Here is a 20369-nt window from a genome sequence, read left to right on the forward strand (position 1 = left end):
CCTCGCGCCCCCCCTCGGCGCCCCCCCCACCCCCCCCCGCCCCACCGCGGACTAAACGCGAGGCGCGCGGCCCCCCCCACAACCCACACTTACACAAAGCCCCGCGGCTCCCCCCCCCCCCCCCCCCCCCCCCCCGGGGCCCGGCCCCTCGACTTCATCACAGGGTTGCTTCGTCCACTTCATGTTGGACGACCCGGACGCGCAGAAAAAAGCGCCTGCGGCGGGTCCCTTGTTAACCACCATGATGCGGGACCACAGCGACAGGGCGTGCCGGAGACGGTCAATCCGGCCGGCGATGTCGTCGCCGGCGCCGACGGTCTCATTCAGGATCAGCATCGACCAAAGAGCGAGGCCACTGCCGTTATGCTCGAGATCTGGGGACGGCGGCTTGGCGATCGCCGTCTACTCGGCGTTTCTCGAACTCACTGCATGCAAGACCGTGACGAAGCCCTTCACATTGCGGGTCGGGACATAGCTGGCTTCTTGACGCGCTACCACCGCTAGAGATGCAGACTTCGCCCGACAGCTCCTGCTGGAGCGCGGCTTGGATCTGATGGCAGAATTCTTGCGGAGACGCGGACAAGTGGGGAGCACTCCAACCCTACACACGCGTCACTGGGCTATCAGTGTTGACCGTATAATCTTCGGAATGGCAATGGCATATTTTACAAAGCACGACCGCAATCAAATTATATACCGCAGCTGGGAAGAGCCGGAACAGTCAAGCGCAAGGATGAGAATTTTGGTCCTCAAGCTTGATCATGTCGGCGACTTTTGGATGTCTCTAGGGGCCCTAAAGGACCTTCGTCAGCGTTTTGCGCATGCCCACATTACGCTGGTGGTGGGAAGCTGGAACATCGCTACTGCAAAACAGTTCGACCTCGCCGACGATCACATTGCTTTTGACTTTTTTCCTCGCAACCCAAAAGTCAAAACGCGCAAAGAAGCCGCCGACATAAGGCCGCTGCTGACCGGCGAGTTTGATCTTGCCATTGATATGCGTGTTCCGGAAGAAACAAGGCCCATCTTGCTTGAAGTCCCCGCCAGGCACCGTGCGGCGATAGTTGATCCGTACAGCATGCATCAGATCGATATTGCGATAGCGCCATTCAATCTGAAACTGCGCAGAACCATCTTCTACAAGCTGGTCCAAAAAATAGGGCTTGCTAACAAAATCCCTCGTAGATGGCTTGATTGGTTCATTGACCGCAAGCAGGTGCGTCTCCAGCATGTGTCAGAAATCCTCCTCTTTCTGGTCGCAAAGGCAGCTGCCTATTTCGAAAGCGGAGCGGGTCACCCACAGAATTCGACTACAGGCAATGCCCCGATTGTCGTGGCTCCGTTCTCCAATTCCAGCCTGCGAGATTGGCCGATTGAAAGTTTTGGCAAAGTTGTCGCTGCTCTTTCGACCCGTGGTGAGGTGGTCCTCGTTGCCCGTGGCGAATGCCTGGAAGCGCTTGAGGAGGTTGCGAAGATAGCTCGGGATCGTGGAGCCGCGAACATTCGGACGGCTGTCGACTTGTCGGAATTGGAATTCAATTATCTCGTGAATTCGGCCGCGCTCGTCGTTTCGAACAATTCAGGCACCGGGCATGTCGCCGCCCAGCTTGGCCGCCCTACTATCGGCATTTTCACGGCGTCACATCTACCGGAGATTTGGGGGTTTCGAGGTCCCCTGGTCAGCATGCTTATGAGTGTTATTGAATGTCGCGGGTGTGGTCTGGACCAAGTGCGGCATTGTCCGGTCAAAGTCCGATGCAAGTTCGACATCACGCCGGATCTCGTGATTGCCGAGGTAAACGCCTTGATGAATCATTGTAAGGGTACGGCACAAGCTTAGTGGCTCGCGGTCACCATAACCGCGATTGTCCAGATCTTGGTCGCTGATTCAATCGCTACAAACATCTAAAGGCCGAAATTCAGAATCGAATCGACTTGGTCGAAGGACCGCAGTGGCGATATCACCCCCTGGGCCGGGCGACCATTTCGTTTTCGTTCGCATGCCCGTCCATAGCGACAGCGCCACTAACAGCAGATGAACCACACAAAGTGAGGGAGACCCCAATTAAGTGCCAAGCGACAGCTGGCCCAAGGCGCCTGGCTGAAGGCGCATGAAAACCTCATATCACCGGGCAGACCGGCACCGGAAAGACTTGGCTGGCCTGCGCCTTCGGACGTCAGGCCGCCCGGCTCGATCATTCCGTGCTCTACCTGCGCATGCCGCGTCTGTTCGAAGATCTCGCCCTGGCGCGTCATTGTCTCGGTCGAGGGGTGCACTCCACGACTGTCTCGTTTTTGCGAAATACGCACGTCCGACGCAGCTTGCGTTGACAAAGGCGGTTTTACGCGCAGTTGCAATAGCACTTCCGCCGGCCTATTTTTGTGGGGTTCAATTGTGGTTCGGCCAAGGGCGCTTTGGGCGCCGGACCGGCCCCGTGTAAACCTCATTAAAGAGCTAGGAACCCTGCCATGGAAGAATTCTTATCGCGCATCGCCACTAGTGCCGGCATCGGCCCGGCTCTCGCAGAGAAGGCCGTTGGGTTAATGCTGGGTTTCCTGCAACGCCACGCGGCCGACGGTCCCGTTGCGCGCATGATCGAGGCCATTCCCGGAGCTTCGGAATTAGTGGCGAAGTATCATGGCGATGACCCAGAGGGCGGAGGCGGCCTCATGGGGCTCGGCCAGCAATTGATGAGTGAGGGTCTCAGCATTCTAAAGATCGCCGCCATCGCCAACGAGACGATCGCCTTCGCCAAGGAACATGCCGGCGACGAACTCGTGGACGAGGTCCTCAATTCCGTTCCTGGCCTTCCCCAGTTCGTCTGATCAGCGGCAGCCGGGGGCGCATGACCTCGTGCGCCCGTGCCGGCCCGTCTGCGCAGGTAGGCATTCTCCGCCGAGCGTTCCGTACCGATCTCGCCAGACCACCAACCGCCGGGCACGCGAAGCGAGCGTTGGAGTACTTCATTCGTCTATTCCAAAATCGACCTCAGGCGAATCGATGTGTATAATTTCTGGCGGTAAGGGTTTATCCTGAACGCTTTCGATGAAGCCCGCGAGATAAGCAAACGTGTTGTATTTCTCGAGGACCAACCGCTTCGCCTCTCGTATTGCGCCGCGACGCTCCTTCCAGAGGTCCGACTTGATGATTTCTTGAATTTTTTGGATTACGTTCTTGTCCTCTGGGTCAATCAGAACCATTGAGTCCGAAGGGAAGAACCTCGTGATTGCCGGGCTGCCGTAATAGATCGGCATTGTTTCAGCAACGAAGCAGTCCATAAGCTTCTCTGTAAAATAGTAATCAGCACGAGTATTCTCGAAAGCTATACTATAACGGTAAGGTGCGAGTGCGTTCCATTTGTCTCCAATCAGCCGAAAACCTCGGCCGAACAGGTCAAAATCGAGCTCCTCTCTCAGCCGTTCCAGAAACGCCAGCCGATATCGATGCCCTTTAAGCAGGGCGATGTTACTGGTAATCCATGAGAGCCGAAGCGGCTTGTCCACGACTTCGCTGACCAGAAGTTGGTCATATGTCTTGTTTACAGACCAAGACCGAGTGATAGGTGGAGCCAAAACGAATCGGCGCGCTGCATTCTGCCGAGCAGCCAGCTCTGCGTCAGACGTCAGGACGATAGTATTTTTCCCCTGCCCTTCATGAAATGCGCGATGAGCTTTCGTCGGCGGTTCGCCGATTGCAAAAATTGTCCTGTTTGGGCTCGCCTCGATATCAACAGGGAGCCCAAAAAGAGAAGCAGAGTTAAAGACGATATGCCAATCGGGCACGAAGGATGTCGTGCGTACAAAAGCGACATTGTTCCAGATTCCACTGCCCTTTGGAGTGAGTTGGTGGATTGCATCATCCAAAACGCCCCAAGAATCCAGACATGTAGCAACAATGGGCGCCGGACGTTCCGTCAACAATTTGGCCAACAAAGCAGTTCCACCCCATTCACTTCCGTTGGACCGGGAGCAACTTGTGCATCGGGCGCAAGACCTCTTTGCGCCTGAAATAGCTCGCGATCTTGATCGATATCAAACACACGATTCTGTGCGACTTCGCGCCATTCGACAACTCATCTCTAAGACCGCGGGAATCCCTTCACTCGTGAAGGTACTCAATCGCCATTCCGGATTGCGGTAAGATTGGGCAGCATAAACCTGCCGGGACCCGCCGTCGAGGCAATTGTCGCTTTGCGCTTAACCAGGTTCTTCCTCACTTTGTGTGGTGATCAGGCCGGTTGAGTGGCAGCATGCGTGCCCTAAGGAGTTCGGAGCCCGCTCTGCAGTACATCGCACGCCGCCGCGCCGCCGCACTCGCAGCTAAGCCGTTGAATAAAATGCAGACTGGTTTTTCTGAGGCTGCACGTGCCGCGGTCGTGCCGGTCTTTCATTGCGTGAGGCCGAACGTGCGATTGCAGCTCCTGCCGCCGCGCAAAGAGAGATTCAAGATTTGCGCCAACTGCGCTTGGCCGGCAGGTGGCATAGAGCGGCGCCTGAGAATGAAAGTGCCGGCCGCCCAGCCTTCATAGCCGTTCCTCCTTTGTGGCGTGACGGCCCGAAAGTCGCCATCGCGTCAGATGTTCATCAGGGTTCGGCATAGCCGGGGCTCGTCCGGCGACAGTCATGGCAGCGACTTCGCTTCTGGAGCCGCTCATCCGGCCGATAAGAACACATGCGCGTCCTAAGCTGTAATTCATCCGCCGGAGCTGACCAAAGCCACCTTGCTCTGGGTTGCGGCAATGGCGATTGCAGGCGAGAAGCCGAGAAGAACCGATGCGGCGAGGAGTCCTGAGGCCATCCGTCCACGAGACGTCACCAGGGAACGAAGTATTGCGTTCCGCGTTACACTACCGTATATACGTCCGCAGCACAGGAGCGCGCCATGGCCACCACAGTCACCAGGAAGGAAACACCCGTCTCGATGCGGTTTCGCGACGATGATCTCACCATCATCGACCGCGGCGCGGAGCTGCTCGGCCTGTCGCGCACGGAGTTCATGCGGCGCGCCGCGCTGCACGAGGCGCAGGCGGCCATCCTCAACGAAACCGTCATCCGCGTGTCCCCGGAAGCTTATGACGCCTTCATGCAGGCGATCTCAGCCCCCGCCGCTGCGCCCCCGCCGAAGGCGACCGAGCGGCTGCGTCGGTCCCCGCCCTGGGACCGTTAGGTGGCGCTTTCAGGCATCGAACTCCTCGACGACGCGCACCGCCTCGACAGCTTCGATTGCGGCAAGCCGGCGCTCAACGCTTGGCTGGCCGGCTTCGCGCGAACGAACCAGGTCCGTGGCTTTACCCGCGTCCTGGTCGTTCACGATGAGGGAACAGTCGTCGGCTATTACGGCCTCGCGCCGGGCGTGATCCAGCCAAACAGCGCACCGCGCGCCATCCGCACCGGACGCCCGCCCGATCCGATCCCCTGCCTGTTGATTGGACAACTCGCCGTCGACCATCGCTATGCCGGACAAGGCATCGGCAGCGGCCTGGTCAAGGACGCGCTGCATCGCTGCGTCGCCGGCGCCGACATCGTCGGCGGCCGCGCAGTGGTGGTGCGGGCGATCGACGCCGAGGCCGAGCGCTACTGGCAGAGCTGGTGCTTCATTCCCGCGCGGGACAATCCGTCGGTGCTCATGCGCTCGATCCAGGACGTGGGCCTCTGGCTGGCCGACAAAGGCCACTAGCTCCACGCGCGTAGCGCCTCCCGTAGCGGCAGCGTCCGGGCGCGCCGGCCTGCAGCCGGATGACGATCCCTCACTCAGGGCCAGAGGGAGACGGCGGTCAGAGCGAGGAAGCTAGCAATAATCTGGGCGACTGGGCTGCCTACCAGGTCCCGTCTCGTGAAGGCGCTAGAGGATACTGGATCCAGCCGCCAAAGACCGGGAGATGGCGCGGCGCGCGGACTTTGGGATGATAGTCTGGGACGGCGCATCGCCCGGCACCGCCGTCAACGTGCTTCAGCTCGCCATCGCGAACAAGCCGTGCGTCATTTGCGATCTGGCCAGGGGCAGCATGGCGACTACGTACAATGTGGGAGACTGGTGCGCCATGCTCCGCGATGCCGGTCCAGACATTCGGCGCGCCAAGCCGAAGCCCGCATGGCGCCGGACGAGCGCCTGGCGTTGCCGGGATGATGTACGCGCGGTCCCGGCGGGTTCGACCCGATAGGCTTGATCCGGCCCCGCCCCAACTCCACTTGTATGAACGGCCGGGGCCGGCCCTTTTCGAAACCAGCCCACCGCCGCGTGACGTTGTGCAGGATGATCGTCTTGACCCGTCTCGCATCTGAAACGGGTGCAAGCCTGCCGACATCCCGGCTGCTTGGTCATCCAACCTGGCTGCGAGGCATCGCCACCGTGGGGGGTGATCCGGCGGCATTGCGGATGTGGCTGGCGATGGCGGCCTGAGTTCTTGTCCATCTGCCGCATAGCGGGTGGTCAGGTGCTGGTCGCGTTTCCGGCGAGCCGAAGCATTTGTCTCTCAAGGTCACCCTTTGGAAATCCAGCACCAGCGGCTTGTCGGGACAAGATAGATGCTATTGGGATTGGGCCGCCGCAGCCGAGAGCATCGCTTCTCCCATCCCATTGACGCCTCGGGCATTCAGCATTTCACCAGCGTTCTGAATGTCGCGCACCTCTTTGTTCTGGCTGAGTTTTGATTTACCAACCAGGCCGGTGATCTCGATCTCCAGGGCGACGATCGCCTTAACCATCGTGTCAATGAAGTCCTTCGGCGCGTCGCCCATCTTCCACGGGGCAGGCTGCGAGGCTTCATGCATGTGAGTGAGCTTCGCCACGTTACGGCGCACATAGCGCTCATCATCCCGGACAGTAATGCGTCCGTGGGCGTGGACGACGAGATAGTTCCACGTCGGCACCTGCTTATGGAATTCATGCTTGCTTGGATACCAGTTCGGCGAGATGTAAGCGTCGGCCGCACGGAAGAAAACGAGGACTTCATCGCCATTGGCAACTTCCTCCCAGACTCGATTTTTGCGTGCAACATGGCAATTGAGGAGGCCTTTGTCTCCCTTCGAGCGGTCAAGCTCGAAGGGAATGTGGTTCGCGTCGAGTGTGCCTTTGCTGTGGGTGACCAGGATACCGAGCGGATGTCTCTCGATTAGGTCAAACAGGGTGTTCTGATCGGGGACGGCAAAATGGGGCGGAACGTACAACGGTGGATCTCCTGTCGCGAATGGGCGGTCGTTAGCGAGCGGCGGTGTCTTGCGGAACGGGCCCGGGCATCTTTGTTGCCGGCGAAGAGGGCCCCGGATCTCGCTGTCCACCACGCTCAAGAACTGCCATCGAGAAGTGGGCAGGCAGATCAGATGCCGCCGCGTATGAGTGCGGTTGGTCAGTGACAAGCCGCACACTCTCGCCTTGGCTCAAAATTACTGCGTGGGTACCCACCACGACACTTAGGGACCCCTGAGTCACCGAGATCAGCTCGCGCGTATCCGGACTATGAGCATCTGCGGAAAACACGTCGCCCGGCATAATGGCCCAGCTCCACAGTTCGAACATCGTTCGTCCCGAGATCGATGAATGAAGTTGTGCAAAGCTTCCTTTAGCGCTTGTCCAAAGCGTCCTCGTCTCTGTCCGCTCAATAGGAAGGCGAACTGTGGAAGGATGGTCATTCAACAAATCGGCCACCGAAAGCGAAAACGCCGCCGCCAGTCGGCAAAGTATGCCGATGCTGGGGTTCGCCTTGCCTTGCTCCAGCGTGACGACCGTTCCCTTGGATAAGCCGCTCAGTTTTGCCAGTCGATCCAGGGTCAGGTTTTGGTCGCGCCTCAATTGTCGGATCCGAACCGCTATCGCTTGGCCAAGCACCCGCTCGGGGTCCAACGCTGTCGTAACATCGGTCATTATATTGACTTAGTGCCTCGGCTCACTTATTACGGTCAATATAATGACCGGCCTGAAATTGTGCAACTGCCCCGTTAGCGAGGAAATGACCGATGCGTTTTGAAACGAAGGCGATCCATTGCGGCCGAGCTGTCGACGCTTCCACGGGGGCGGTGTCCCTGCCGCTGCACACCAGCACGACGTTCCAACGTAGCGTCGACGGCTCGTTTCCTTCCGGATTCGAATACACCCGGGATGGAAATCCGACACGCAACGCGTTCGAAATGGCCATTGCCGCGCTCGAGGGCGGAGAAGATGGCATTGCCTTCGCGTCGGGCATGGCTGCAATCGCTGCAGTCTTTGAGAGCCATCCGTCGACGGGTCGGATCGTTCTGCCGGATGACATGTATTTCGGCATTCGTTCGCTGATTGACGAGACCGACATTGGGTCTCGCTTCGACTTTGCGGCCGTCGACATGCGCGATCTGGATGCCGTGCGCGCCGCGGTCACGTCGAAGCGGACTGGCCTCGTCTGGGTCGAGACGCCGTCAAACCCGATGATCCGCGTTGTTGACATTTCGGCCATCTGCAAAATCGCGCACGAGGCTGGCGCCTTGGCCGTAGTGGACAACACGTGGGCAACTCCAGTGCTTCAACGGCCCCTCGAAGTTGGGGCGGACGCGGTCATGCACTCGGCGACAAAGTACATCGGCGGCCACTCGGACTTGATGGCGGGCGTCGTCATTGTCCCGCACTCGTCACCCCTCGGTCGCCCACTGCGGATGGTCCAGAGACACAAGGGCAGCGTCGCAGCGCCATTCGACTGTTGGCTGGCATTGCGGGGCCTGCAGACATTGTCGGTACGCATGCGCGCGCATTGCGAAGGCGCCCAGAAGGTTGCTGAGGCTTTGGCGTCTCATCCGCGTGTCGAAAAAGTACTTTTTCCTGGCCTGCAAACTGATCCGGGACACGATCTCGCTAAGCGGCAAATGAGCCATTACGGAGCGATGCTATCCTTTATCGTCAAAGGCGGAGCCGATGCTGCGATGGCCGTGGCCGGCCGCCTCGAGGTTATTGCCAGGGCGACAAGCCTTGGCGGGACGCACTCTCTGATTGAGCATCGCGCATCCGTCGAGGGTGCCAAGTCCAAGGCGCCAGGCGGATTACTGCGAATGTCAGTGGGACTTGAGCATCCTCAGGACATTATCGATGATCTGATGCAGGCCCTAGGCGGAACCTTCAAAGCGGCAGCCGAATGACGCGGGTGCAAGAACTCTGGCAGCGCTTTACGTGGCGGCTGGCGCAGCAATGCGGCCTGCTACGGCTGGGCGCCTAGATCAGGCAAAGCATCTTCGACGATGCTTAGATTTCGATCAAAAATCTCGGTGTCGGATGCGTTGGCGCGGAGAGACCGCACCTTGTTCAGGATCGGCGCAACCGCCGCTTCAGGCCTGCGATGCGGCTCGACCTTTTCGAGGAAACCGCCGGTATCAGCTCGGCGATCTTCTTGCGCGCGTCGAAACGGTCGAGACCGTCGAGCTCGTCCCAGACCGCCTGGCGCTCCGGCGTCACCTCCAGCCCGGCGAGAAAGTCGTCATTGTCCGTGAGGGTGACCGCCGCATTGACGGTAAGAATGTTGACCGCCGGCAGCCGGTGGCGCTTGCCGCGGCGGTGGATCTGATTTTGCATCAGCTGGCGCTCGACCACCATCTGCGTGGCGATGCCGGCATGGTCCATGCCCGGCTGCCACAAGACGTTCTTGCCGCGCATGCGCTCGAAGCGCACCAGAATGTCCTGCAGCGTGTTGTTGAGCGCATGACCCATATGCAGCAAGCCGGTGACATTCGGCGGCGGTATGACGATGGTGAAGGCTTCAGCCCCTTCCTCGGCGCCTGCGCCGGCACGAAACGTCTTTTCAAGCGAATTATGCTTTTTTGCATAGACCAACGAGTTGAACGGCGGCCCCATAAATCGCCGATGTGATAGGTCGGGCAAAGGCGTCCACCAGCTCGTACTTGTCAAGACGATGCCACCCTTGATCTTGCACCCGCCTCCAATACCAGCGATCCGCTGCGTCGTATGCTCATGCCTGTCAGGATGGGATGGGCGCTGCTAGCACCGTGGCAGTTTGACAACCCGGCCATCGGGGCGGTAGCACCGTACAAGGCCAAGAGTCGCAGGGCAGACCGCACCCCATCGGGCTGCGCGACCCAGACCAGCCGACGCCCAACTGGCACACTCATCGCGCATCAGCACCGTGGATGCGACATCTACTTTGTTGCGAGCGCGATATCGGAACTTGGTTGTGACGCAGCTGTGCGTAAGCGCACCGCTGTCAGCAAGTGAGTGAGCGAAAGAACTACGTGGTGGAGGTGAGAAGTCATGCGGCGTCAAGATTCCCCGCCCTTTGCGGCAAACACACTGATTCCTCTTCAGAATCCGGTCTTTCGTTCGATCTGGACAGCCACGCAGATATCCAGCCTTGGCTGGCTGGTGCAGAGCGTGGCTATAAGCTGGCTCATGGCAACGATTTCAGCCTCCGATCTGATGGTTGCGCTCGTGCAGGCTGCATCGACACTGCCCGCCTTCTTCTTGTCGATCCTTGCTGGAGCGATTGCAGACAGCTTCAGCCGCCGCGGCGTGATGCTTGCCGGACATTGCCTGATCGCACTGGCATCCACGGCGCTGGCTCTCTCTGTTGGGCTGGGCTTTGTCAGTCCATGGCTGATCTTGGGACTGAGTTTCTTGGCGGGATGCGGCTTTGCCTTGAATGATCCAGCCTGGCACGCCTCGGTCGGCGACATCCTGGAAAAGCGCGACATACCCGCTGCAGTGACGCTGATGTCGGTGGGGTACAACGTGGTTCGGAGCATAGGACCGGCGCTGGGCGGTGTAATTTTGGCTTTGCTGGGCCCCCTTACGGCTTTCGCCTTCGCTGCGCTGACCGACCTGGTCCCATTGAGCGCTGTCCTGCGCTCCAAGTGGCAAGTTCGTTCTTCGCCTCTTCCGCGCGAGCGGATGACGACGGCCATTCATGATGGCATGCGCTTCACGGCAATCTCCTCGGAGATCAGAGTGGCGATCGTGCGTGCAACCCTGTTCGGGCTGTCAAGCATCTCGATCCTTGCTCTGCTCCCCCTCCTGGTTCGCGACCAACTGGCGGGGGGGCCAATTGTTTACGGCGTCCTGTTGGCCGGCTTCGGCACAGGCGCCTTCATCGCGGGCATTGGCAATAGCTACTTGAGACGCATCACGTCCCAAAATCGATTGATCACGCTCGCGTCCGTTGCTTGCGCAACGTGTTGCCTTTTACTGGCTCTCACATCGTCGGTGGCTGTAGCAGCGATCGCGCTTGCAATCGCTGGCGCAGGCTGGGTTGTCACCTGGACCGGAACCGACGTGTGTGTGCAGTTGGCAAGCCCAAGGTGGGTCGTTGGTCGCACCCTGTCGATCTATTACGCCCTGACCTACGGCGGCATGGCAGCGGGCAGCTGGATCTGGGGTGCTGTCGCGCAGTACTATTCCCTGACGTGGGCTTTGGAAGGTGCTGCAGCGGCGCTGTTGCTGGTTGCAGCTGTGGGAAAGCTATTGCCGGTACGGCTATGGGAGGAATCGGATCAAGGGGCCTTCGACTTCAGGCCACCAGAACTGGCCCTCGATTTGAAGCCCAGGAGCGGCCCGATCGTGATCAAGGTGGAGTACTCGATCCCCGAGGAGAATATCGAGGAATTTCTGAGCTGCATGCGCGAAAGGCGGCGCGTTCAGAGCCGTGCCGGTGCGCGGGACTGGACCCTCCAGCGCGATCTTCAGAACTCGACTCTTTGGACCGAGACATTCCGCACGCCGACATGGACGGACTATCTTCGTCTAAACCATCGGCTAACGGTGACTGACAGGGAGGTAGGCGAGCGCCTTGCCGCTCTGCAGGTCGGTGATTCTCCTCCTCGTCTCTCACTTTCGATCGAGCGGTCGACAAGCCCCGCCCCCGGCAGCCAAGTCCAGCCTGTGCCCTTTGTATCGCGCCCGTAAGGAAACCAGTAACTTTTCTGGGCTCGGACACGGGAATGGCCGAGACCTACTCCTTCTTTCGTCGGGTCAGCCCGGATTGCCATACCTTGCGGCCGGTTAGGCGAGCATGAGGATTTGTGTGGCACGTATGTCCACCACGGGCCCATGTCCAGCCCCACCGCCTCTGCCATCAGATCGGCTTGGGCACGGGTTCAGGTCGCCTGTCCCCCTGCATCGCGGCGAGCAGCGGGGAGCAAGGGGGGCGGAGGGGTCTCCCCGGTCTGCACGGAGCGAAGCGGGCAGACGGAGGAATCCGCCAGCGGCGGCTTGCAGGGAGAGGGCCGCGCGCCTCTTTCCCCTCCCTGACAAAACGTGCCGCCAAGCACGTTCACGTCGGCGCAGCCGTGCCGCAGAGGCGGCCGCAACAAAGAAGCCCTACAAGGCGGAAGCATCGAAATGTCCGCCAGCGGGACCAATTCAGTTCGGTGCTGGAGAAAGCGGTTCAACAGGGCGGCCGTAGGAGCACCAGCATAGCGCCGCCGTCAGGCGCGATGCGGACCGACAGCCCCCGACGAAGGGCGCTGATTGATCGACTGAAATTGAATCGGGTCATTTTACCAGCTGACATAATCCATGAATTTTTCACGATGCTTCAGCGCGCGCCTGGATTTTCTGCATTTAGCTGCAGCGAAGGTCCCGGTGGTGCGGTGGAAGCGAACCCGGGGCATCTTGGATTTATTTGATGCAGCCATCCAGGACTGCTGCATTGCCACAGCAATGGCCACAACCTGCTAGGCGGGCTTCTGGAGATGGACGCGACGATCGGTCAGACGCCCTTTGATTGGCTGCGGTCGGCGCCAGACGGTCGCGGAGCTTCAAATCTGATCGGGCTCCCGAGCGAATTGCCGTCCTACGAGCATTCGGGACCGATCCCGGCCTACAGGCACGCCTTACTTCGGGCGGCGGATCAAGTGATCCGTGAGGGGAATGCCACGCCGGCATGGCTCGCCAATGACTTCAATGCCAACTGTCGGCAGTCACATCATAAATTAAGCATAGCTCCGCGACACATATCCAAGGTGGCGCACAATCCTGCGAATTGTCATCGCTGTGACAACAATCGCCGCACCAAGCAAAGTGGCGACCCCAATTCTGCTCGTGAGATCCCAAAGTTCTCCGAACCGTATTAGATCCATGAAGCGAAACACGGCACCCTGAAGCAGGTAAAGCAGCAGTGTGCTCTGACCAAGCTCCACCGCCACAAAGTGAGCTACGCGAGTTGAACAGCCAACTCTCCAGCATAGGAATATGAGCTGCATCGCCACTGCAGAACTTGCTACCGAGCCATCGAACATCAGCAACACTTGTTTGGCCGACTGTGCATCGTAGATCAAAACGAGATTGTTGTAGACGTACGTCTCCTTTCCCCAAACAAGAAAGCACATGAACGCAGCCATCGAAAGTAACACCACAAAAATAGCCTTGTGGCGCCTGATGCTAGCTGCCTGCCATCCGATTGGCTGCGCAAACAAGAACCCCAAACAAAAGAACGGGTATGTGTATCGTACCAACGGGGTTATTGACCACGGGACGGGCGCGAATGCGATCGCAATTGCAGATGCGCCTATGATCCACACCGATGAGCCATTGAAAGTCGTGAGCAACTTAATAAGGACGAAGGACGCGAAAGCTGCCCAGATGAACCAGTATGTGCCAATGAACTCCCTAAGGAAATCCAACATTCCGCCGCTTACACTGGTCGTTGAAGACATCAAGGCGGCCTTCGAAATCCAAATCAAAGCACACCAAAAAAACATGGGCAACACAAGCTGCCTTGCTCGATCAATGACACCTTGAGGGAACGATTTGCGCAGAATCGCTCCCGAAGAAAGATATCCACTTATTGCCATAAACAGAGGCATGTGAAACATGTATATCGACTTAAAATAGGGGGAAAGCCAAAAGTCGTCAGTGCCTCGATAAATAACATATTGTACAAATGCCCAATTATCACCAAGATAATTAGTACGCCTTTGGGGAAATCGAAGCCTAGATCTCTGACCTTTGTCCCGTCTTGGCGCGAGTCGCGCCCCTTCGAACCGACTGTTATGTGATGATCCATCAGACCTCCAGCCGATAGCTTGTTATTGATCCCGCTTGGTTCTGGAGTGGTTCACGCATGGCATCTTTGGATTCCCATTCTGGATTCTCGCACGTCAATGCAGCCGGTATGGAGAGGATGCAGGGCCGCAGCACGACAGAAGCGGACCAGGCCTGTTCTGGGCTAGAAGGCCGGAAAATTGTCATTGAACTTCGTCCCATCACCTCAACCGCGGCCGTGCCGCCGGCTGGAATGTAGATCAACCGGAACTCAGGACTGGCACCGGCCAACTTCGATTGGTTTCGAATGGTCATGCGGCGCCGGTCGGTCCATAAGCCTCCCTCAAGAAAAGCGAGAGGCAGCTCGCTCGGTAGGCCTGTTCCTCGGGCTGACTTTTCCTATCTGCTATTCTCGGTAATCGGTAAAATCGAACGCATTCGCACGATGGATACATGGGCATCAGGCGCCTGCGGCTGCCACAAAGACATGCTTCGGCGGGTCACCGTCCCTTTCGCGACTCTTGCAGTGTATGGATGAGGCGGCAATTCCCGCGGTGCAGCACTTTTCGAGACAAAGTCGCTGGGGTTCGACCTGCGCGGCGACTGGGTGGAGATCCGCCGGACTTAAAGTGTCATCCGTCCGAGGCGCAACATCTCACGACGTGCTGCGCAGCTTGGAGGATCCGCACTGGCCGATCTTGCGGCGTTTGCGATCACCTCCGGACAGCTTAAGCGGCCTGCGCAATTCCGTTGTAAACTGCCGGCTCCAGGCGCGCAGGACAGCCGGCCGAATCGCGCATCTTCGCCATTCGGGCCGTCGTTCTTCTTACTCCAAATGACATCGTAGTCAGGTCCGGCCGGTCACGGAGTGAGTGTTCTCCCTTCAGCAGCCACGTCGGCGCCGCCCAGAATCTTCGATGAGCGCGTCAGGACAACATCGATCTGGCCAAATTCTTCCTAGGAGATCGTCTCACATCATCATGGCCTCGGCCTCAACCGGGCCGGTGCCCTCCGCCTTTGCGGTTTTTGTCCCGACGCTCGGGTCGCGCCGCCCGGCCCGGTCAAGGCCAAAAAAATCGTCGCGGCTGAGCGCCCACTCCGGCTTCTGCCAAATATTCGTCGGCGGGTTCGCAGCACCGCGGGCGCGCGGGTGAGCTCGTGGGTGGAGTGCGGATGGAAGTAGGCGATGCACATCGTCACCAGCACCTCAGATTGTGTGAGGTCCACGGTTCGCTCGCCGACGGGGGCGTGTACGGCGTCGGTATACGCAGGGCGGGTCCGTCGCCTTGCCTCAGTTTCGGGGCAATGGCAAGCCCCGGTCCGCGCGGCGCCGAGTTGGGCGGAAAGATCGACGGCGCGCAACGCCGGGCTCCTACGCAACGAGCAGGTTTTCCCCCGGTCTGACCCGGCCTCGACTCCAGATGCCGCAATGACCGTCGCGGCCCGGCGCGATTGATCGGGTCTCATGCCCAAAGCTGCCTCGGTGCCCAGTAGCGGCACCGCATGGCCCCAACCCAGGCGCTGCGCCAGTAAAGCGTCGGCGAGCCAGCATCCGACGGTGCGTTCGAAGCGATCTCATTCGGCGGCCATGATCGCGCCGGTCACCATGCCGCAGCGGAAAGCTGCCGAAGCTCGTCTGGCCAGGTCGCTGACCGCCTCGTCGTCGCGGGCGACGACCGAAATCTTCCCCACCGCAGCGAGGTTGAGCTCGGCCGCCCGTTCACGGATTCCAGACGAGATGTTGTCTCGCGAGATGACAAGATTCTTCTGTGAGACGTGCAGTACCTTCTTCCACGCCGTGACCGCCATTACGAAACGCTCGGGCGGCTCCTTGTCGACAGGTGTTCCAGGATACCCTCTTACTGCACAACGCCCAGGACTTGCTTGCACATGGTGGCGATCAAGCGCCGCCGCGAGCTGATCTACCTCCAGCGGTCCTGAAGATAACTTGCAGACGATCACAGGTTCAGCCTTGGCAAGCTGACGATCGAGGGTCCGCCACGCTGCTGAGATGATCCAATAAGTCCGACTCTCACTCTAGGCCGCCGGTCGCGCGGCTGATTACCAATGCCTGTTCCTGGCCCGTGAGGTTTGGACGCTATCACTCGCCAGGCGGAAGCTGGACCGCTCGGCGCCGGTTCCTTCGACAGCGATCCCCGAGTTGACCAATGACCGGCATGCGTCGAGAACCGACCAAGGCACTTCATCCACCGCTGCTGCAATATCAACAAAGCTCGCCAGCTCGTCAGTGAGTCGACCTTCGACAGCACGTTCGAGTGATGAATTGCGCCGCAGGATCCAGGCATCGTTGGTCCAATGGATGACATTGTCCCAGACGATGAAGTGTGCCCCGCATCCAGTGTCTCGCCACACAGAAGGAAAAAGGGTCAACCCGCCCTCGCGTTGATAAAGGCGCCAGGCCGGCCCGGCACGACGGTCGAGGTTAACCGTCAGTATGTCTCCGCATCCATCGGGGCATCTCATGACAAGGGACCGCGGAGCTCCGCGCTCCACAAGTGAAACGTCTCCCGGGTTATCCACCTGCTCGATGGCTTCGGACTGACGTTCAACCGTGCCCTTGAACTGTACCGCGTGCGTTTTCTTGAGCACCCAACCGAACTCCCGACCTACCAGAGCGAAGGATTTGTCACGCGATCCAGAAGGTCCACCGCGCACTTGTAAGCAATGGCCGCATCCGGGCTTTTGCCTTTGGCATAATAGAGCAGCCCGACGCAGATCGCGATTGTATACTCGCGCCTCAGATCGAACGAATGGGACTGACCTTCTTCGAGGATGGTTGTACGCAACGCCACGATCGCGTTGAGCCGATACTGGGCCTTTTTGCCTTGCAGGAGATGTTTAAGCGACATGGCGAAGAGATCTCCGGAGTAAAAATCTTCGAGCACTTGTTCGGGCAGCGGTTGATCAGCCTGCAACTCCGCGTCGAACGCAAGCCCGATTTCCAAGCGGGCGACGTCGTGGGACAAAGGACGTCGAGCTGCCCGCGTGAAGTCGATCAGAACCGCTTCCGCATCGCCGCCGCAGACGAACACGTTGCGCAAATTGAGGTCGTCGTGAGCTCGACACACCGGATGCTGCTCAGCCTGCAGTCCAGCGAGACGAACAAAAAAGCTTCGTGGCGAAGCGCCAGCGTAACTGTCCTTGGTCAATTTGTCGTAGGTGCGCTCAAGGCCTTTTAGATATGCGTCATGCCGTGCCGCAGGTAGAAACTCCTGCAGAAGGTCTAGTCTCTTTCTTTCGGGGTCTTTTCGCCAACGACCCAACACAGTTCGATAGATCGCCTGGATGACCTCTTTCACATCGCGGTTGATCACAACCTTGTCCAGGCGGATGGCATTCTCGACGAAGCGGGAGACCGCAAGCTGGTGCTCAGATCCCACAACGCAACGATCCAGGCACAAAGGGGCGCATCCGCGATATGGCACGCGGTCAGCGACCACGTCCCTGTACGTGTTAATGTGTTCTTCCATCACCGCCGCGGGGCCTGACTTGACGATGAAAGGTGTGTGCTGCTCCAGGCCTTCCGTCTCGACCTTCCAGACGGACGAAGAAGATTTGCCACCATTCTCCTCGGAAATAAGGATGCCCGAGTAGTCGTGAAACGCGCGACGGAACAGAAGCTCCAGTTCGGGTAGCAGAGGCGTCGGCAGCTCATTCCCATTTTTGTCCCGGATCGCCAGGCTGCTGTTCAGGGAAGGGCCGCACCGGCATCGTGCGCAGGTCTCGGCAATGTTATCCCAGTCAGAGTCTGGAAGCACTGCGAGCTGCCGCAGCACGACACCGGTATGCTCTTGCCACTGCGCCAACACGCCTGCGCCTGAACGCGCCACCGAATGTCCAATCGCTTCCTCGCCCCGTTTCGTAACGACAATGACGAGTATGCCGCGCTGTGCGGACGAAGCAGCGAGGCGTCGAAGACGCTTGACCAAATCCAATCGGCCCTCGTCCGACGGCAGGGCACCGGCGAGCACGATCAACGCCCGGGCGCCTCCGTCATCAAGATCAGAAAGCGACACGAGCGGCTTCACGGCAAGTCGCCGGGCGGAGAAAGGCGTCGGGTTCACGGAACCTCCGTCAACCAAAACGGTCGTGCGCTCTTCAGCTTTCATGTTGGCGCCAAATCATGGGCCAACTGTCTCCTTTGGCCAAGGCATTGTCCTGAGCACATACAACGCAGGTCGGATCTGACCTTGAACTGACAGGCCGCACCGATCCTTCAATGGGCCGCCCAACAAGATGCCGCGCCTCCCCAGGGAACCCGGTCACTGCCGAAAGGAACATCGAGACGGCCATGGAAGAGGTTGCTGCGTTAAGGGAGATCACGGCCGGCTGCGGCTCGAAATGGCCGACGAAATACGGATCGGAGCGTGAATCGGCGAGAAGATCGCGTCTCACTGAGGCGGGATCGAGAAGGGAATGGCAGTTAAGGCAGGCCAGCGACTCGGCAAGCATTTGGACCCTAGTCGACATCGCGGCGACGACACCCTCCCGGGCGTCGATGCGCACTCCAACGTCGATCATTGGCAAACGATATTGATAGGCGATCTGATTGAGGACGGCGCGGCTGCCGTGCGAATCCGTGCAACACATGACAAAATCGCCGTCGAGCAACGTCCTGGCCACGGGCTCGTCAATAACGGATTCCGGTAAGGTCATAACCTCGATGTCGCGTTTCGCGCGTTGCGACGCTTCGGAGGCCACTGCGACCTTTGGTCGGTCAACGTCCTTCTGCTCGGCCCCCATCAATCGGTTGAGGTTGGTTCGCTCGACCTGTTCAGGATCAATCAAGTGCAGCCGACCAACGCCCAGCCGGGCGAGTTCCTCAACGACCACTGAACCGGTGCCGCCTACGCCGACGACCGCCACGGTGAGATCGTTGAGAATTCGCTGCCCTGCGGCGCCGAATGCTCGCACATTGCGGTCGAACACTTCCGGCAATGGGGCCGGATCTTCCGCGTCAGTCTCAGTTGGATGAGATCGAACACTGCGCCCGATTTCCTGTATCCGATCGATGGTGAATGTGGTCTCGCCTTTGATATCGAAGAGGCGGCCACGAAATCCCGTCGGCCCGGCGATCAAGAATCCATGCGGCCCTTGCGGGCACCGAAAATGCAGCACCGGAGCCAAGAGTTGCTGCGCTGCGTCGTCGACCGATGAGAACGCCAGTCTGCGTTGCACAGGATGCGAATGCGCAAGAATTACGCCCGCTCGCTTCAGACGCGCGCGTTTGAGCACGCGCGACAGGAACATGGGAGTCAATGAGACTTCTATCGGGCTGCGGGCGATATAGTCGTCCGGAGCCGGGCGAATGATCTCTCTAACGATCAACCTCATCCCGCCTTCGAAATGACCACCGCCAACGATCAACGCAGCAGCAGATTCAAGGGGGGCAGGCGCGATAAGGTCATCGCGAAGAGCCGTCCATTCTCCACCCCGGAACATCAGACGGTTCATCGCGCCTCGCCCAGGCGCCGCCGGATCACATTCAAATAGGTAAGCAGATTGTCGCTGTTGGGCTTCCAGGTAGACGGATGCCAGGAAAACCATAGCCACTCCGAGGGAACTCCCGGGGTGGCCTGTTGCCCTGTGTTTTGTGGGGTTCCACCGTGTTCGAGGGCGAGCGCCGGCTCGGCCCAGAAGCAATCGGGCGCAGCCTGCGGATAGCCCGCAGGCACCACAAACTTTATGCCAACCTCGGCGCGGTTCCAGCCCTTTGGAAGTTGCACAGCCGGCATGCTGACCACTGCCGTACCTCCGGACTGGAGCTCAAGGGTCGCGTTAGGGTGCTTTTTGCTGATATCCTGGAAGTGACGTTCGAGGATCGACATTAGCCAAACGTCGCCGGAGGAACAGTGTAGAAGTGCATTCCGTTCTTGAGCGTAACGGCCTCATTGTCCCCAATCTGCCGATCGGCATCATGGCCGTGCCCCTCGAGGAACAACTGATATTGCTGGTCCTTGCCGGCGAGCTGCTTCAGCTCCGCACCGGTCATGCTTTCGCTTGTCGCTTCGATATGGACCCCATCAATATTGATGGAAAATTTCGGATGATCTTCTTTGGCCATTGTTCCCTCTGCAAAATGAACCCGAAAAAGAGCAGCCTCGGCATTCAAAGAGAATCAGAGCCGCTGCCTCGCTTTTATCGTGAAAGGAGTGATCGCAGAAGGCGGAATCAAGTTCCCCCACCGCCGACGAGCACCCCGCATTGACACCTCCTATGTAGGAACAGCCTCACATTTTTTCACCCCCATTTCGTTGATAATGATGCTGCCACGGCATTCAAATCCGGTCCGGCATTTCGCACGCCTGCGAGGCTTCCTTGCGCCCGGTCCTCTCGAGTTCAACAAGGAACCGCGATCGTATCACACGCGATGGGCGATCGTGCGTCTGCGGGCGGTCGC

At 59.1% G+C, this 20369-nt stretch carries 16 protein-coding genes and 4 pseudogenes; 9 read left to right on the forward strand and 11 right to left on the reverse strand.

Annotation, left to right across the window (positions count from 1 at the left end):
• Positions 1–655: 655 nt before the first annotated feature.
• The 3 genes and pseudogenes from NKH04_RS25900 (at position 656) to NKH04_RS25910 (ending at position 2826) form a co-directional block, all read left to right on the forward strand.
• Positions 656–1840 (forward strand): glycosyltransferase family 9 protein, encoded by a 1185-nt coding sequence (locus NKH04_RS25900; RefSeq protein WP_352649475.1) that lies wholly within the window; start codon positions 656–658, stop codon positions 1838–1840.
• Between the two features lie 243 nt (positions 1841–2083).
• A pseudogene (locus NKH04_RS33265) lies at positions 2084–2253 on the forward strand (ATP-binding protein); the annotation flags it as partial.
• Positions 2254–2469: 216 nt separating this feature from the next.
• Positions 2470–2826 (forward strand): hypothetical protein, encoded by a 357-nt coding sequence (locus NKH04_RS25910; RefSeq protein ID WP_352579644.1) that lies wholly within the window; start codon positions 2470–2472, stop codon positions 2824–2826.
• 138 nt (positions 2827–2964) lie between these two features.
• Here the strand turns inward: NKH04_RS25910 and NKH04_RS25915 are convergent, their stop codons facing one another.
• The gene (locus NKH04_RS25915; RefSeq protein ID WP_352595041.1) at positions 2965–3930 is read right to left on the reverse strand and encodes a glycosyltransferase family 10 domain-containing protein; all 966 of its coding nucleotides are present in this window, start codon (positions 3928–3930) and stop codon (positions 2965–2967) included.
• Between the two features lie 952 nt (positions 3931–4882).
• Between NKH04_RS25915 and NKH04_RS25920 the strand changes: the two genes are divergently transcribed.
• The 3 genes from NKH04_RS25920 to NKH04_RS25930 all read left to right on the forward strand — a co-directional run bounded on the left by NKH04_RS25920 (position 4883) and on the right by NKH04_RS25930 (position 6400).
• Positions 4883–5167 (forward strand): type II toxin-antitoxin system TacA family antitoxin, encoded by a 285-nt coding sequence (locus tag NKH04_RS25920; RefSeq protein ID WP_352480559.1) that lies wholly within the window; start codon positions 4883–4885, stop codon positions 5165–5167.
• Positions 5168–5677 (forward strand): GNAT family N-acetyltransferase, encoded by a 510-nt coding sequence (locus NKH04_RS25925; RefSeq protein WP_353045171.1) that lies wholly within the window; start codon positions 5168–5170, stop codon positions 5675–5677.
• 585 nt (positions 5678–6262) lie between these two features.
• Positions 6263–6400, forward strand: coding sequence for a hypothetical protein (locus tag NKH04_RS25930; RefSeq protein WP_352595047.1), 138 nt, complete (start codon positions 6263–6265; stop codon positions 6398–6400).
• A 128-nt stretch (positions 6401–6528) separates the two neighbouring features.
• On the opposite strand, the gene NKH04_RS25935 is transcribed toward NKH04_RS25930, so the two are convergent.
• Positions 6529–7167 (reverse strand): FMN-binding negative transcriptional regulator, encoded by a 639-nt coding sequence (locus NKH04_RS25935; RefSeq protein ID WP_352595050.1) that lies wholly within the window; start codon positions 7165–7167, stop codon positions 6529–6531.
• Between the two features lie 31 nt (positions 7168–7198).
• Positions 7199–7861: a helix-turn-helix domain-containing protein gene (locus tag NKH04_RS25940; protein WP_023722008.1), complete on the reverse strand. Its 663-nt coding sequence runs from the start codon at positions 7859–7861 to the stop codon at positions 7199–7201.
• Between the two features lie 92 nt (positions 7862–7953).
• Here NKH04_RS25940 and NKH04_RS25945 point away from each other — a divergent pair, with 92 nt between their 5' ends.
• Positions 7954–9099 (forward strand): trans-sulfuration enzyme family protein, encoded by a 1146-nt coding sequence (locus tag NKH04_RS25945; RefSeq protein WP_352647545.1) that lies wholly within the window; start codon positions 7954–7956, stop codon positions 9097–9099.
• 418 nt (positions 9100–9517) lie between these two features.
• Here the strand turns inward: NKH04_RS25945 and NKH04_RS33270 are convergent.
• A pseudogene (locus NKH04_RS33270) lies at positions 9518–9748 on the reverse strand (class I tRNA ligase family protein); the annotation flags it as partial.
• 474 nt (positions 9749–10222) lie between these two features.
• Here NKH04_RS33270 and NKH04_RS25955 point away from each other — a divergent pair.
• Both NKH04_RS25955 and NKH04_RS25960 read left to right on the forward strand, forming a co-directional pair.
• On the forward strand, positions 10223–11869 hold the full coding sequence (locus tag NKH04_RS25955; protein WP_031194952.1) for an MFS transporter: 1647 nt from the start codon (positions 10223–10225) through the stop codon (positions 11867–11869).
• A gap of 770 nt (positions 11870–12639) precedes the next feature.
• Positions 12640–12888 (forward strand): annotated as a pseudogene (locus tag NKH04_RS25960) (hypothetical protein); the annotation flags it as partial.
• Positions 12889–12897: 9 nt separating this feature from the next.
• Here NKH04_RS25960 and nolL read toward each other — a convergent pair.
• The 7 genes and pseudogenes from nolL to NKH04_RS25995 form a co-directional block, all read right to left on the reverse strand.
• A pseudogene (gene nolL, locus NKH04_RS25965) lies at positions 12898–13970 on the reverse strand (nodulation factor fucose acetyltransferase NolL).
• Between the two features lie 1553 nt (positions 13971–15523).
• A complete protein-coding gene (locus tag NKH04_RS25970; protein ID WP_353045172.1) occupies positions 15524–15757 on the reverse strand; it encodes a hypothetical protein in 234 nt (77 codons plus the stop codon).
• A 252-nt stretch (positions 15758–16009) separates the two neighbouring features.
• The gene (locus NKH04_RS25975) at positions 16010–16558 is read right to left on the reverse strand and encodes a ubiquitination-like system serine protease family protein (protein ID WP_352484172.1); all 549 of its coding nucleotides are present in this window, start codon (positions 16556–16558) and stop codon (positions 16010–16012) included.
• Between the two features lie 17 nt (positions 16559–16575).
• Positions 16576–18078, reverse strand: coding sequence for a phosphotransferase (locus tag NKH04_RS25980; protein ID WP_352748064.1), 1503 nt, complete (start codon positions 18076–18078; stop codon positions 16576–16578).
• Entirely contained in the window at positions 18068–19423 is a 1356-nt protein-coding gene (locus NKH04_RS25985; protein WP_352484170.1) for a ThiF family adenylyltransferase, read from the reverse strand. Before NKH04_RS25985 ends, NKH04_RS25980 begins: the two co-directional genes overlap by 11 nt.
• Positions 19420–19797: an E2/UBC family protein gene (locus tag NKH04_RS25990; RefSeq protein WP_023800976.1), complete on the reverse strand. Its 378-nt coding sequence runs from the start codon at positions 19795–19797 to the stop codon at positions 19420–19422. Before NKH04_RS25990 ends, NKH04_RS25985 begins: the two co-directional genes overlap by 4 nt.
• Positions 19797–20033: a multiubiquitin domain-containing protein gene (locus tag NKH04_RS25995; RefSeq protein ID WP_023724123.1), complete on the reverse strand. Its 237-nt coding sequence runs from the start codon at positions 20031–20033 to the stop codon at positions 19797–19799. The genes NKH04_RS25990 and NKH04_RS25995 overlap by 1 nt, the downstream gene beginning before the upstream one ends.
• Positions 20034–20369: the final 336 nt, after the last annotated feature.

The organism is Mesorhizobium sp. M1365 (genome assembly GCF_040317865.1).
GTDB lineage: Bacteria > Pseudomonadota > Alphaproteobacteria > Rhizobiales > Rhizobiaceae > Mesorhizobium.

Bases quoted from the DNA above. Each gene is read 5' to 3' on its own strand.
- NKH04_RS25990 (WP_023800976.1), bottom strand. From the start codon at position 19,797: ATGTCGATCCTCGAACGTCACTTCCAGGATATCAGCAAAAAGCACCCT.
- NKH04_RS25995 (WP_023724123.1), bottom strand. From the start codon at position 20,033: ATGGCCAAAGAAGATCATCCGAAATTTTCCATCAATATTGATGGGGTC.
- NKH04_RS25910 (WP_352579644.1), top strand. From the start codon at position 2,470: ATGGAAGAATTCTTATCGCGCATCGCCACTAGTGCCGGCATCGGCCCG.
- NKH04_RS25940 (WP_023722008.1), bottom strand. From the start codon at position 7,861: ATGACCGATGTTACGACAGCGTTGGACCCCGAGCGGGTGCTTGGCCAA.
- NKH04_RS25945 (WP_352647545.1), top strand. From the start codon at position 7,954: ATGCGTTTTGAAACGAAGGCGATCCATTGCGGCCGAGCTGTCGACGCT.
- NKH04_RS25920 (WP_352480559.1), top strand. From the start codon at position 4,883: ATGGCCACCACAGTCACCAGGAAGGAAACACCCGTCTCGATGCGGTTT.
- NKH04_RS25970 (WP_353045172.1), bottom strand. From the start codon at position 15,757: ATGGCGGTCACGGCGTGGAAGAAGGTACTGCACGTCTCACAGAAGAAT.
- NKH04_RS25985 (WP_352484170.1), bottom strand. From the start codon at position 19,423: ATGAACCGTCTGATGTTCCGGGGTGGAGAATGGACGGCTCTTCGCGAT.
- NKH04_RS25900 (WP_352649475.1), top strand. From the start codon at position 656: ATGGCATATTTTACAAAGCACGACCGCAATCAAATTATATACCGCAGC.
- NKH04_RS25955 (WP_031194952.1), top strand. From the start codon at position 10,223: ATGCGGCGTCAAGATTCCCCGCCCTTTGCGGCAAACACACTGATTCCT.
- NKH04_RS25980 (WP_352748064.1), bottom strand. From the start codon at position 18,078: ATGAAAGCTGAAGAGCGCACGACCGTTTTGGTTGACGGAGGTTCCGTG.